Source organism: Stieleria sedimenti (assembly GCF_025060895.1).
Taxonomy (GTDB): Bacteria; Planctomycetota; Planctomycetia; order Pirellulales; family Pirellulaceae; genus Stieleria; species Stieleria sedimenti.
The window spans coordinates 35,248-47,945 of sequence record NZ_JANZKV010000007.1 but is presented as its reverse complement, the minus strand read 5'-3'; the positions used below and the strand labels follow the sequence as shown (position 1 = coordinate 47,945).

Sequence of the window (12,698 nt, the reverse complement as noted above, 5' to 3'; positions counted from 1 at the left end):
AGCCGACTGCTACGAGGGCAGCGGAACGTCACCGGCGAGAAACTCTTTTCCGATCTCGGTAATTTTTCGGAAGCGATCATTGATCGATGGCACCTCGCCGGTGGTCGCGGTCATCGACATCGCTGCGGCGGCCATTTGGGCGGTCAGTTTTGGATCGGGCGGGACTTCTTCGAACTCAGCCGGCGCCATGCTGCCTTCGCTCCAACACGCCGCCGCGGCGACCAAGCTGGCGGCATTGGCGAATTCTAGGTTTTCGGCAGTCGCCATCGCCGCGCGGCGGTTTTCTTCGCTGGGATCCTTCAGCCAAGTCATCGTCACGTCGAGCGCGGCTCGCTCCTCGCCGGTCAAATCTCTTGAAAAGACTTCGTCGACGGCGCGATAGGCCCAATAAATGGCTTGTCGCTTGGGGAGGTACAGCGAGAGGATTCGGATCGCGTCGGCGAACAAATTGTTCTCCGTCAGAACCTGAAAAAACTCTTCCGGCGAATGACTGGGACGAAAGAGCTGCAACGACTCTTCCTCCAGATCAGTCATTTGACACAGTTCGACGGCGGAGCGTTTCGGCTCGACGGGCTCATCGGTCTGCGGCTCTTCGGGCGTGTGCTGTGGATCACCGGGGCGTTCCTTGACCACGGTTCGAAGTATCGTTTGCCCGGCGACGATCTGATCGCCGTCATCGATCGACGCTTCTGTAACGGGTTCGTTATTGACGAATGTCCCGGCGGAACCCGACAGATCGCGAACCAGGCATTGTTCGGATTGACAATCCAGTTCGAAATGCACTTCGGCCATCTCTCCATCTTCTGGAAAACAGACATCGGCAACGTCACTTCTTCCGAACCGTGCCCGTTCGCCGGACTGCAGCGGGATTTGGCGACCCAGTGCCGGTCCTGCGGTGACCTGAAGAATGACTCTCATGACTGGAGATCCGGAAAGAAAGAAAATGGATCGATGACTAGGAAGCGGATGGACGACGAGACGAAACGTGCAGGACGGATCAGTTAATTTGCACCAGGCTACCCTTTACAGTCACCATGCTGCCGGAGACGCTTGCCATGGGAGCTTTGAGGGTCGCCGACGTATTTCCTTGGACCAGCACCTGAGGCGCCTTGATTGTGATGCCCGAGTTGTCGATTTTGATGCTGCTTCCTCCGACTTTCAGCAGGATCGACTTTGCCGCTTCGGTCTTGTGTGCACCGGCTTTGACCTGCAGCGTGTCGTTACCCTGTGTGATCACGGACGTGCGGTTTCCCGTTTTGATGGTCAAGGCCTCGTCGCCATAGACCGTTGTCGAACGTTTTCCTTTTTCGATGGCGATCGTTGCGTCGCCTTTGCTGACCGTTTGGGTGAAGTTCTTGAGGATCGTGATGGTCTGACTGCCGTCTTTGGCGTCGGCATCACCGATCACGACTTTTTGGTTGTTGAAAATTTCGATCAGCTGATCGCCTTCGTCTTTCTTTTCGAACCCGACTTTCAGGGTGTCGTTGTTTTCGACGACTCGTTCGAAATCTTTTTCGGCGTGAAAGTAGACCTGTTCTTCACCCTTCTTGTCTTCGAAGCGAAGCTCGTTGAAGTTTTGGTCGGTTCCCTCGGATGAACTATGGGTTTTGATGCCACTTTGGGTTCGGTTGTCCGGCAACTTGTAGGGCGGCATCTCATCGGCGTTGTAGACCCGACCGGTGATGATCGGCCGGTCCGGATCGCCTTCGAGAAATTCGACAATCACTTCCTGGCCGATTCGCGGAATGTGAATCGACCCCCAGCGTTTGCCGGCCCAGGACTGGGCGACCCGGACCCAGCAAGAACTGTTCTCGTCCGATTTCCCTTCGCGATCCCAATGGAATTGAACTTTGACGCGTCCATACTTGTCAGTGTAGATCTCCTCACCCTGTCTCCCAACAACGACCGCCGTCTGGGGACCACGAATCCTGGGCAAGGGCGTTTGCCGCTGCGAGCGAAAAACTTGGCTGCTCTTGATTGCCTCGAATGAGCATTCGGGCAAGATTTGGGTTTCGGATTCTCCCGCCGCGTAGTCGCTGGTGCTCAACTCCAAATTGGTCGCAACGGTCAAATACTCCGCGTTTTGATCGTTGCGATAATGACCGGCCAGCGTGAACAACGATCCGGTTTCGAAACCGAGTGCGTTGGAATTGCCTCGTACCCGCTCGAATCTGGCCTCTTGTTCTTCGATGCGACGCTGGGAGTAGCTCGTTCCGTCTGTCGATTTGGTGTATTCCCCCGGGTAGTCAAACATCTCAAAATTCGACATCTCGTGCTTGAGAATCGTCTTTGACTTCGCCAACAGGTCCGCCTTGGGGCTTTCAAAATTATAGTCGTTGAGGACATACGCACCGGTTTGGACTTCTTTGCAGGCAGACCAATGATGGACGTGCTCGATTTCCCGCAACCGCCCTTCATCGGGCGGAAAAAACGGGACGGTCGCGTAGCCGTCGGCCGGCGAATGCGCCGTGACACCATCGGCCAAAACCATTTCGTGTTTTGAGTCATCGTGCGTGAAGTAATAGTAAATCCCTTCCTGTTCCATCAAACGATTGACGAAATCGAAATCGGATTCGCGGTACTGAACGCAATAGTTCCAGCGTCGGTAGGTTTCACCGAACCGTTCGACAAAGTCGGTGAACCCATGATCGCGAAACACGGTCGTGATGATCTCGGGGACCGTCTTTTCCTGAAAGATTCGGCAGTTGGTGTTGCGTGTCAAGAACCACAGCCAAGGCACCAGGGTGGCGCGGTACACCGAGAGTTCGCCGTGGCTTCCCGCCCACGAAAAACGGTTGATCAGGCCGTGGAAGTGACGCGTCGAACCATTCGGACGCAACACCGAGACGCAAGCCGGTGTGCCGAGCAGATCATCGAGGACAATGTTGTGATCGGCCGACAAAAGATCCAACGAAAACTCGAACGGACTTCCGAGCCGTTCGAAGGCAGACATGCGATGGAACAGCAGCTTGTCCGGCCCGGCCTGTGTGGTGACTGCAATCCCGCGGTTGATCTGGGACGAACTCATAATTCAGCTAATCTCAATGCGCCAGAGCAGGGACAATCTGTGTTGGCCGGATTGTACAGCATCAGAGGACTACAGCACCAGACTGCGACGTGCGCGGCCCGCTGGTTCCACGAGGACGTGTCGATCGACTGTGCAACGAAATCAGCTTCCCTCGTTGATGTGTTCGGGCCAATACTGTTCGTGTTGAAATTGAAACATCGATTCAATATCAACCGCCCGTTCCCGCGCGGCGGGTTCAGGTTTCTTTGATCGCCGTCACCACGAAACCGTGCACGGGGCGTTTCAGTTCCAGACGAAGGGTCACCGGCTCAATCGCACGAACGCCGAGAGAGGCTCGGTTGATGCAATCGGTGAGATAATCTTGACGATGGCTGTATCTGCCGTGGGGATGGAGCAGGTAGGGCGGCACGTCGTCTGCATCGGAAAGACTTTCGACGGTGAACAACAGCCTCCCTCCCGGACGCAACGCCTTGGCCGCCGCGCCGATCGCCGCTTCGAGTGCTCCAAAATAAATCAGCGTGTCGCAAGAGACGATCAGATCGTAGTGGTCGGCGTGTTCGGACAAGTACTCAACCAGGTCGGCCTCGATCAATTCATCGTACACCCCGCGCGCCGCCGCCTTGATCATCATCTTGGGGGACAGATCGATCCCGACCAGCCGCTTCGCGTAGGATCGCAAATCCTCGCCGCACAACCCGGTGCCACAACCGGCATCGAGCACCTGCATGTCTCCCTGCGGCGTCGCGACATCCGAGAGGGCGTCGGCAATCTGGGCGGGCGCCCGATAATCCAACCGTCCCAGCACTTCGTCGAAACTGGACGCAAACGCATCAAACGATTCTCGGACGAACGCTTCGGAACAACGGTCGGGAACTTCATTTCCCTCGCACGCAGCCAGCATGTGCTTGGCGATCGGATTGTCTGGGGCAATCGCCAGCCACTGACGATAGACGATGATCGCTTCATCGATTCTGCCGAACGCATACAGCGCCCGCCCCAAGTTCAAGCGGGACGTGCTGCGGTTCGGATCGATTTCGACCGCCTTTCGAAAGGCCATCAAAGCCTCCTCCTGTCGCCCGCCGGCCTTCAACGCATTGCCGAGATTTTGGTGGGCGTCGGCGTGTCGAGGTTGTAACTCGATGGCTGCCTCAAATGAAGCGATCGCCTCATCGTTCCGTTTGAGCGCGCGCAGCACGGCCCCGAGATTGTTGTGCGCGTCGGCGTGCTTGGGATCCGCCTCGATCACCTTTCGGTACTCGGCCTCTGCCTCGACAAACCGTTCGGACTCTTTCAGCACGTTTCCCAAGTTGTTGCGGGCACCGTGATAGCGGGGATTGCCGCGGAGCGATCGCCGAATCAACCGCACCGCCTCGTCAGAGCTGCCCTGTTGGTGCCGCAGCACACCCAAAAAGTGCAGCGCATCGACGTTCTCGGGCTCCCGCTCCAACGCACGCTGGTAAAGCCCTTCGGCTTCGGACACATGCCCACCTTGGTGAAGCGAAACGGCCAACGAAACGACGTCCGCGACGGGTGGGAGTTGGGGTCGAGATGCCATGCAGACGTGTGACGGGTGGAGGGAAAGTTTGAGTCAATCAACGGGATCGGTGCTCAACCGACGGTCGAAACGCGCCAAAAACCGGAGGAAACAAGGTAGGGACGGATCCGTGGCGTCCAGACGTGATCCACGAAGGCGCGCTGGACGTCGGTCAGCTCACCGCCCGGCAAGTTTTCTTGGGGCGTGCGTTTGGGGTCGTAGTAATCTTCCAACGTTGCGATTTTCGCCTGCTCCGAAACACTCAAGCTCGACGCGATCGAATCAAACAGATAACGGGGCGGAAGCGGAACGGCGGGACGATCAGGCGGATTCGATTCGTCCTGCCCAGCGGCAGCGTTTTCGTCATCGGCAACACCATCGGACTGGCGCGGGTCGCAGGTCGCCCCCTGGAACGCGTGCCGCAATTGAGTGATCGTTTGCTCGATCCGCACATCCTTGGGTGGAATCAGGGACAGGTCACTGATCCGCGCAGGAGCCGTCGGGGCGCAGAACACGTCGTAGATCGCGATCGCGCTGACCGCTTGGGGACGCAGCTGGTATTCGCCAACGCAATACAAAAAGAGGACGTCGGTGTTAAACGAAAACACACAATGTGTGAGCAATTCGATCAACTCCCGACCGCCGCGTTGCATGATGGTTTTGGTGCAAACCGGCACGTTGTTCAAGCCTCCGAGGGTGTGATGATGTCGTCGTCGCCGCGTTCGACTAATTCCACGAACGGATAGCGTGTCACGTTTTGGGCGTCAATGACAGCCACCCGGGTGGACGGGCAGGATGGATCACCGGAGTCGTCTCGATCGTCGTCGCTGACCGAAATCACAAAAACCTCCGGTGATGAATCCTGCAGCTGATCGAGGATCTCGTCGAGACCTTTGCAGAGATAGCCGTTACAGACCTTGGATCGCATGTCTCGTGGCAACGTGCATCCGGTCTCGGCATGGTAGACACAGGAATCTTCGTAGGCTTTGGGCCCGATGCGCGACACGTAAGCCTCCAAGACATCACGCGGTCGCTGGTCCGGATGGCGTTGCATGTATCCGAGCACGGTGTCTACATAGAGGAATGCATGGCCGCGGCCCTGGAAACAACAGTGGCCGCGACACACCGCACATCCGTTGCCCAAGATCGCGAGTTGGGATTGCGACAAGTTGACGGGTGTCTTGTAGCCGACACCGTCATCTTCCAATGTCGCATTGCCGAAGCGAATGGCGGCTGCCCGGCTGATGACGCCCATCAAACGATCGATGAACGGCCGCAGCTCGCGTTTGGAAATCCCGACCAGCCGGCGCTGATTGGAAGGCAGCACACTGAGCAGGCGATCGGCCCGGGCTGGAATCGAATTCGACTCAATGAGCGCTTGTTCGGCCATCACGACACGGTCACGCAACTTTTTTTGGCGAAGAACTTCTGCCTGGGCTTGCTGCCGCACCCGACGCGTTTTGCATTGGCCGCGCGAGCAGATGTTCCCGACCGCCTGTTCGGAAACCGTCAAAACATTTCCGCAGACGACACATCGGGGCGCCCCATACGCCCGAAACTGTCCCGGCTGTTCCTGGCCGCCGCCTGGTGATCGCACGTCGGCAGATTGCGACGGTCGATTGATCAAACGATCGGGGCGCGACATGGTGCGGATCAAAAGATAAATGCGAGGCAGTCGGATAGATCAATAGCGTCCGACGTTCATGGTAAGGTTTCGCTGTCCCGCTGCCTACAGAGGTCGTCGGATCGATCGCATCGCCGCAAGTCAACAGCAGCACGAGCAGCGGCGATCACAGTGCCACAGCAGTTGGCCAGCCGATCTGCCGCTGGGCCTGATTGCCGTCGTCCGTTAAACTCGCTTTTCAGAAGATCGCCCGCGACGAACGGGCGGTGCAGTTATTGTTGCTTTGTCCAATTGCATCCGGCGGAAGACCGACATCATGGCGAGTGAGGCATCGACCGAATCAAAAGAACTGTTGAAACAGGCCATCGCGTTGCATCGCGATGGGGATTTGACCCAGTCGGAGTCTCTGTACAACAAAGTTTTAGAACTCGATCCGAAGCAGACCGATGCGATGCAATTGCTCGGTGTCATCGCGGCCCAGTTGGGGAACACTCCCCTGGCGATTGAACGCGTCAACCAGTCGATCGCGATCAATCCCAATCAGCCAGGTGCACTCAACAACCTCGGCAACATGCTGGTCCGCGAGAAACGGTACGAAGAGGCCTTGGACGCCTTCGAGCGGGCGATCCATTTCGCCCCCGACGATGCCCAGTCGCACTTGCATTTGGGTCACGTGTTCGATTACCTGCACCGTCATCTGGATGCCTTTTCGGCCTACACCCGAGCCACCGAATTAAATCCAGAGGACGCAACGGCGTGGCATTCGCTGGGTGCCGCACTTGAAAAACTCGGCCGACTCGATGACGCCGTCCAAGCCTACCAAAAGTCGATCGCGATCTCCCCAGAGTACATCGCGCCCCGAGACGGCCTGGGAAGGGCATTGCGGCTAGCCGGGCGTCTCGACGAAGCCTTGGAAATCTATCAACAATGGCTGGCGATGGATCCGGGAAACCCGATTGCGGAGCACTTTGTGCTGGTCTGTGGTGCCCCCGAGAACGTTCCCGAGCGAGCTTCACAGGACTATGTCAAACAAACGTTTGATGGATTCGCCGAAACGTTTGACTCGCTGCTGTCCAGACTCGACTACTGCGTCCCCGAACGGTTGGGAAAGATCGCCGACTCGCTTGTCGCCGGTGAAGATCGCGGCACGATGCGGATCGTCGACCTGGGCTGCGGAACCGGACTCTGCGCCCCGTACCTGAGAGATTTGGCAAGCCATCTCGTCGGCGTGGACCTGTCGCCGATGATGCTGGCCAAGGCGAAAGAACGAAACCAGTATGACGAATTGGTCGAAGCGGAGCTGACGCAATACCTGATCGACTGCTCCGAGCCCTTCGATTTGATCGTCTCGGCCGACACCCTGATTTACATCGGTGACTTGCGTCCGACCTTCAATGCCGCCGCAGCCGCACTCCGGCCCGGCGGAGCGTTGGTGTTTAGCATCGAAAAATTGGCATCGCAAACGGCGTCAGCCGATCTGGATGATTTTCGACTAGGAACGAGCGGCCGCTACCAACACACCGAGGCTTGCATTCGAAATTGGCTGCACGCACGCGGGTTCTCCGTCAACGAGGCCACCGAAACGGAAGTCCGCAAAGAAGGCCACGACAGCGTGACGGGATACCTGTTCACCGCCACACGAAACTCAACCGATTGATACCGATTCGTCATCCCCCCTGAAGGACTCTGATCCCGTGTTCTCCGTTAAAACGCCGACTCCCCTGGGAGCGGAGGAAGCGAAGCTCTTTCGTGACGTTTGCCATGCCGCCGGCTATACCTCGCCCCGACTGGAGGAATGCTTCGGATTGCTGGTGCCGCCGCCGAGCGACCGATTGCCAGCCGCACAAAGGGCAACGCTGGATGGCAGACTGAATCAAAACGCAACGCCCTTCGACGTGCTGGCCCATGCGTTCTTCCTGGGGACGGCGGTCGATGCCGAGACGGCAAACGCACTGCTGCCAGAGGGCTTCATTCGCTCGTGCCTGCAGTGCGGCTTGCTGATCAAAGACGGAACCGACTACCGCCCGACCGCCCTCGTCGCCCCCGTCGGCACGGCGCTGCTGGCCTCCGATCTGCAGCGAATCGAGTACCAGGACGAGAAACAATTCGTGCCCGCGCTGTGCGACGCGGCGCTGCACCTCAATGCCGTTGCGATCCGCCAACCCGTCGGCAAAACGCTCGACCTGTGCAGCGGATTCGCTCTGCACGGCGTTCTGTCCTGCCCACACAGTGAAACCGTGGTGGCGTCCGACTTGAATCCGAGGGCAGAAGCGTTCGCCCGCTTCAACGCCGCGCTGAACGGTTTCGACAACTTGCGCGCCGTCACGGGAGAACTCTTCGACGTCGTGAAAGGCGAACGATTCAACCTGATCCTCGCCAATCCACCATTCGTCATTTCGCCCGACGCGATGACGACGTATCGATTCAGTCCGATCGAATTGGACGGATTTGTCCGGCAGATGCTCTCGCAAGCGGCCGACCACCTAGAAGAAGGCGGCATCTTGCAGACGATCTGCGAATGGGTCGAAGTACAAGGCCAGGACTGGCAAGATCGACTCCGCAGCTGGCTGGCAGATTCCGGTTGTGATGCCTGGATCCTGCCGGCCAATCGACAGCTTCCGGCCAGCTATGCCCGCAACACATTGGCCCAAACGATTTCCGACGAAGCGGAATTGGCAACGCAACAGGCGAAGTGGGAAAACTACTTTCGAGAGCAGCGGGTCGAAGCCATCCAAGGCGGCTTTGTCTTCATCCGACGTCGAAGCGGCAAGAACTGGTTCGACGTGACACAACTGACCAAACCGATCCGCCAACCGATCGGCGACGCAATCGCCCGCGGCTTCTCCAATCGAGACCTGGCCCTGAGTGACGACGGCGACGCGTTGCTGGCCAGCCGATTGACCGTCGCCAATGGGTTGCGTCAGGTCGAGACGTCGCACTGGAAAGAGTTTCGTTGGCAACGCGATTCGATCGTGCTCCACCTCGACGATGGATTACCCGTCTCGATCGGCATCGACGAATACGTGCGCACGCTGCTTGAAATGTTTGATGGCAGCCGGCCCGTCCTGGAGTGTCTGGACCGATTCGCCAATCAAGTGGGGCTGGCCATTGAAACCGGGCGGAAACAGGGCACCGCCATGGTGCGCTCGCTGCTGAAAAACGGAATCCTGGTCGCGACGGACCGCTGACGTTTATCGGTCGGCGCGAAACTGCTGGATCAGTTCACGGAGCGTCATCTCGTTGGCGTAATACTCTCGCTCCACCTCGTTTTGCCCGTGCCAACGCAAGAACTCCAACAGCTCGGATTGCTTCAATTCCTGGACCAACGTCGGATTGATCGGATACTGATAGCCGTGCTCCCGAATCTTTTCGCACACCTGAATCAACTCGGAAGGATCCAGCAAGTTCGCGGCACCGGCATCGACCAATGCGTGGACACCGAACGGCGTGGGTGCAGGATTCCGGGTCAAGAATCGATCGACAACCTGCCAGACCGTAGCGACCTGCAACGTCTGCCGCAGATCGTCCGCCGGCGGAACACGCGTGCCCTGCGAGGGTGCAGCGGAGGGCTTGGAACGGGTGACGATCTTGTTGAGCCATGCGAACATGAAACAAGCATAGCAACACGGTCGGCATCGAGGCCAGACGGAGCAGGACCGATGCGGCCGGGAAACAGAAGTCGCGGGGAACGCCGCCCGTCACCGCGATCAAAGACGGGGGAAGCCAAAAACAAACGCGACCCGGTCTGTTTCGACTCGGGTCGCGTTCATGAATTCGTTGAGTGTGGGCCGGCAACGACCCACATGACTTAAGCACGATGGCTCAAGGTGACTTACCAGCCGCCGCGGCCACCACCGCCGCCACCGCCGTAACCTCCGCCGCCGCCGCCGCCGCGGTTTCCACCGCCGCCGCCGCCGCCACGGTAACCACCGCCGCCGCCGCCGCCACCACCGCCGCCACGCGGCGCTCGCTCTTGGGCTTCGTTGACCCGCAGCGGTCGGCCTTCGAAGTCTTGTCCGTCGAGAGCATCGATTGCTTCCTTGGCAGCTTCGTCGGGCATCGTCACAAAGCCGAAGCCACGGCTTCGACCAGTTTCGCGATCGGTCAAAACAATCGCATCATCGACCTGACCGTACTGGCCAAAAATCTCTTCCAGCTTTTCCGTCGTTACGGCCCAAGCCAGATTTCCCACATACATCTTCATCGCTACTACAGCTCCAAATTCCGGAAGGCCTCATCACTCGGAGCTGTCCGCGACGCACAATAGGCGTCCATTTCGTTCTGAGAGTCTCGGTCTTCGATCTAGCCGGACAACGACAACCGCCGTCCGCACACGCGGTAAGTGTAACACGATTTCCAGGTCGCTTGGGAGTGATTCTTTCGGGGATTACAAGTGGATACCCAAAAATATGGGTGCCATTTTGTTCACTCCCGTGCTCTGGGGAGACGAAAGGTGGGGGGCAAAGCAGCCATTCTGCCCGTCATAGAGCGGTTTTTGTTCGTTTCCTCCGCTGGGCTTGGGGCCACAATGGGCGTAGATTGCGGTCCGCTAGACGAAGACAAGCAAGGAAAAAAGTTCATGAAAATCTGCCAGATTGGTCTTTTGATGGTCGCCGGATTGAGCCTCGGATGCGGTTCCGGCAAGCCGACCGGGGTGTCAGGCGGTGACGGAACCGGCGCCGCGGAGAAGCTGCAAGTGGTGGTGACCGTCGGGATGGTCGGCGATTTGGTCCGCAACGTGGGCGGCGATCAGATCGAGGTGATACAGATCTGCGGCGCCGGGGTCGACCCGCATCTCTACATGCCGACGCGTGACGACGTCCAGGACATCATGGAGTCGGACGCCGTCTTCTACTGCGGTTTGATGTTGGAGGGAAAGATGGCCGACACCCTGAAGAAAGTGGGGCGGCGCAAACCGGTGTTTGCGGTGACCGACGCGATCGACCGCAGCCGCTTGATGTCCGGTGACGCGAGTCAACCGACGGGCCAAAGCGAGGCGCACGGTGACCCCCATGTCTGGAACGACATCTCGATGTGGAGCCAATGCGTGGACCTGATCCGAGATAAACTGACCGAGTTGGCGCCCGAACACGGAGCTCAATTTGCGGAGAACGCCGCGGCCTATCAAGCCGAGTTGGAGCGGTTGCACGCCTATGGGTTGCGGGTCATCGCCACCATCCCCGAAGCAAGTCGCTTGCTGATCACCTCCCATGATGCGTTCAATTACTTCGGGCGCGCCTACGGGGTGGACGTGCGGGGCATTCAGGGGATCTCGACGGAGTCCGAAGCCGGTCTGCAACAGATCAACGCGCTGGTTGATCTGTTGATCCGTCGCAACGTCAAAGCCGTCTTCGTCGAAAGCAGCGTGTCGCCGAAAAATGTCGAGGCCTTGATCGAAGGCGCGGCGAGCCAAGGGCACACGGTGACCAAGGGCGGCACCTTGTTTAGTGATGCGATGGGCCGCGAAGGCAGCTATGAGGGAACCTACATCGGCATGCTGGACCACAACTTGACGACCACCGCACGCGCGCTCGGCGGCCAGGCAGATCCCGGCGGATTTCAAGGCAAGCTGAGCGGCCAAACGGAGCATTGACGGCGTGTCGCCAGCGGCGGCCGGATCCAACCATGCTGAACCCACCAGAACGAAATGATGACGCGAACCTTCCGACGGCGGCCCGGGACGATGGAGCGGGCGCAGACGTGCCGTTGTCGGTCTACGATTTGACCGTGGCTTACCACCGCAAGCCGGTGATCTGGGATGTCGGCTTCGATCTTCCCGCCGGTCAATTGATCGGAATCGTCGGCCCCAACGGGGCCGGCAAAAGCACCTTGCTCAAAGCCGTGATGGATCTGATTCCGCGGGCATCCGGTCGCGTCCGTGTGTTCGGCGATACCTACCGAGAAAACCGGCACCGGGTCGGTTACGTGCCGCAGCGTGAAAGTGTCGATTGGCAATTCCCGGTCAGCGCCCTGGATGTCGTCGCGATGGGGCTGTACGACAAAATCGGTTGGTGCCGACCGGTTCGCAAGAAACATCGCCAACAGGCCCGCGAAGCACTCGGCCGGGTCGGGATCGGCGACTTGGCGGATCGTCAAATCAGCCAGCTTTCCGGCGGCCAACAGCAACGCACGTTTTTGGCACGGGCCCTGGTGCAAGACGCCGACCTGTACCTGATGGACGAACCCTTCGCCGCCGTCGACGCCGCCACCGAGCGGGCGATCGTCGAAATCCTGCGAGATTTGAAAGAGCGTGGCAAGACCGCGGCGGTCATCCATCACGACCTGCAAACCGTTCCCGAATACTTCGACTACGTGGTGCTGTTGAACATGCGCGTCGTCGCACAAGGCCCGGTCTCGCAAACCTTCACGCAAGACAATCTGCAAAAGACCTACGGAGGACGATTGACGCTCTTGGACGAAGTCACCGAGGCAATGCGGCGACGGGAAAGTTCGCTTTGAGCTATTAGCTATTAGCTATTAGCTATTAGCTATTAGCTATTAGCGGTTAGCGG

At 58.6% G+C, this 12,698-nt stretch carries 11 protein-coding genes; 4 read left to right on the top strand and 7 right to left on the bottom strand.

Annotation, left to right across the window (positions count from 1 at the left end; translation table 11 throughout):
- Positions 1-9 precede the first annotated feature (9 nt).
- The 5 genes from NZK35_RS01200 to NZK35_RS01180 all read right to left on the bottom strand — a co-directional run bounded on the left by NZK35_RS01200 (position 10) and on the right by NZK35_RS01180 (position 6,207).
- A complete protein-coding gene (locus tag NZK35_RS01200) occupies positions 10-918 on the bottom strand; it encodes an FHA domain-containing protein (protein WP_259630775.1) in 909 nt (302 codons plus the stop codon).
- A 79-nt stretch (positions 919-997) separates the two neighbouring features.
- Positions 998-3,028 carry a type VI secretion system Vgr family protein gene (locus NZK35_RS01195; protein WP_259630774.1) on the bottom strand — a complete coding sequence of 677 codons (2,031 nt, stop codon included), beginning with the start codon at positions 3,026-3,028 and terminating at the stop codon, positions 998-1,000.
- A 235-nt stretch (positions 3,029-3,263) separates the two neighbouring features.
- Entirely contained in the window at positions 3,264-4,583 is a 1,320-nt protein-coding gene (locus NZK35_RS01190) for a tetratricopeptide repeat protein (RefSeq protein WP_259630773.1), read from the bottom strand.
- 53 nt (positions 4,584-4,636) lie between these two features.
- Positions 4,637-5,239, bottom strand: coding sequence for a hypothetical protein (locus NZK35_RS01185; protein ID WP_259630772.1), 603 nt, complete (start codon positions 5,237-5,239; stop codon positions 4,637-4,639).
- A gap of 5 nt (positions 5,240-5,244) precedes the next feature.
- A complete protein-coding gene (locus NZK35_RS01180; RefSeq protein ID WP_259630771.1) occupies positions 5,245-6,207 on the bottom strand; it encodes a hypothetical protein in 963 nt (320 codons plus the stop codon).
- 262 nt (positions 6,208-6,469) lie between these two features.
- On the opposite strand from NZK35_RS01180, the gene NZK35_RS01175 reads away from it, so the two are divergent.
- A complete protein-coding gene (locus tag NZK35_RS01175) occupies positions 6,470-7,843 on the top strand; it encodes a tetratricopeptide repeat protein (protein ID WP_259630770.1) in 1,374 nt (457 codons plus the stop codon).
- A 37-nt stretch (positions 7,844-7,880) separates the two neighbouring features.
- The gene (locus tag NZK35_RS01170) at positions 7,881-9,374 is read left to right on the top strand and encodes a class I SAM-dependent methyltransferase (protein ID WP_259630769.1); all 1,494 of its coding nucleotides are present in this window, start codon (positions 7,881-7,883) and stop codon (positions 9,372-9,374) included.
- A gap of 3 nt (positions 9,375-9,377) precedes the next feature.
- Here NZK35_RS01170 and NZK35_RS01165 read toward each other — a convergent pair whose 3' ends face one another.
- Positions 9,378-9,794, bottom strand: a complete 417-nt coding sequence (locus NZK35_RS01165) for a hypothetical protein (RefSeq protein ID WP_259630768.1) — start codon at positions 9,792-9,794, stop codon at positions 9,378-9,380.
- 224 nt (positions 9,795-10,018) lie between these two features.
- Positions 10,019-10,390, bottom strand: coding sequence for an RNA recognition motif domain-containing protein (locus tag NZK35_RS01160; protein WP_259630767.1), 372 nt, complete (start codon positions 10,388-10,390; stop codon positions 10,019-10,021).
- Between the two features lie 375 nt (positions 10,391-10,765).
- Here NZK35_RS01160 and NZK35_RS01155 point away from each other — a divergent pair, with 375 nt between their 5' ends.
- Both NZK35_RS01155 and NZK35_RS01150 read left to right on the top strand, forming a co-directional pair.
- A complete protein-coding gene (locus NZK35_RS01155) occupies positions 10,766-11,779 on the top strand; it encodes a metal ABC transporter solute-binding protein, Zn/Mn family (protein WP_259630766.1) in 1,014 nt (337 codons plus the stop codon).
- 32 nt (positions 11,780-11,811) lie between these two features.
- Entirely contained in the window at positions 11,812-12,645 is an 834-nt protein-coding gene (locus NZK35_RS01150; protein ID WP_259630765.1) for a metal ABC transporter ATP-binding protein, read from the top strand.
- The last annotated feature ends 53 nt before the right edge of the window (positions 12,646-12,698 follow it).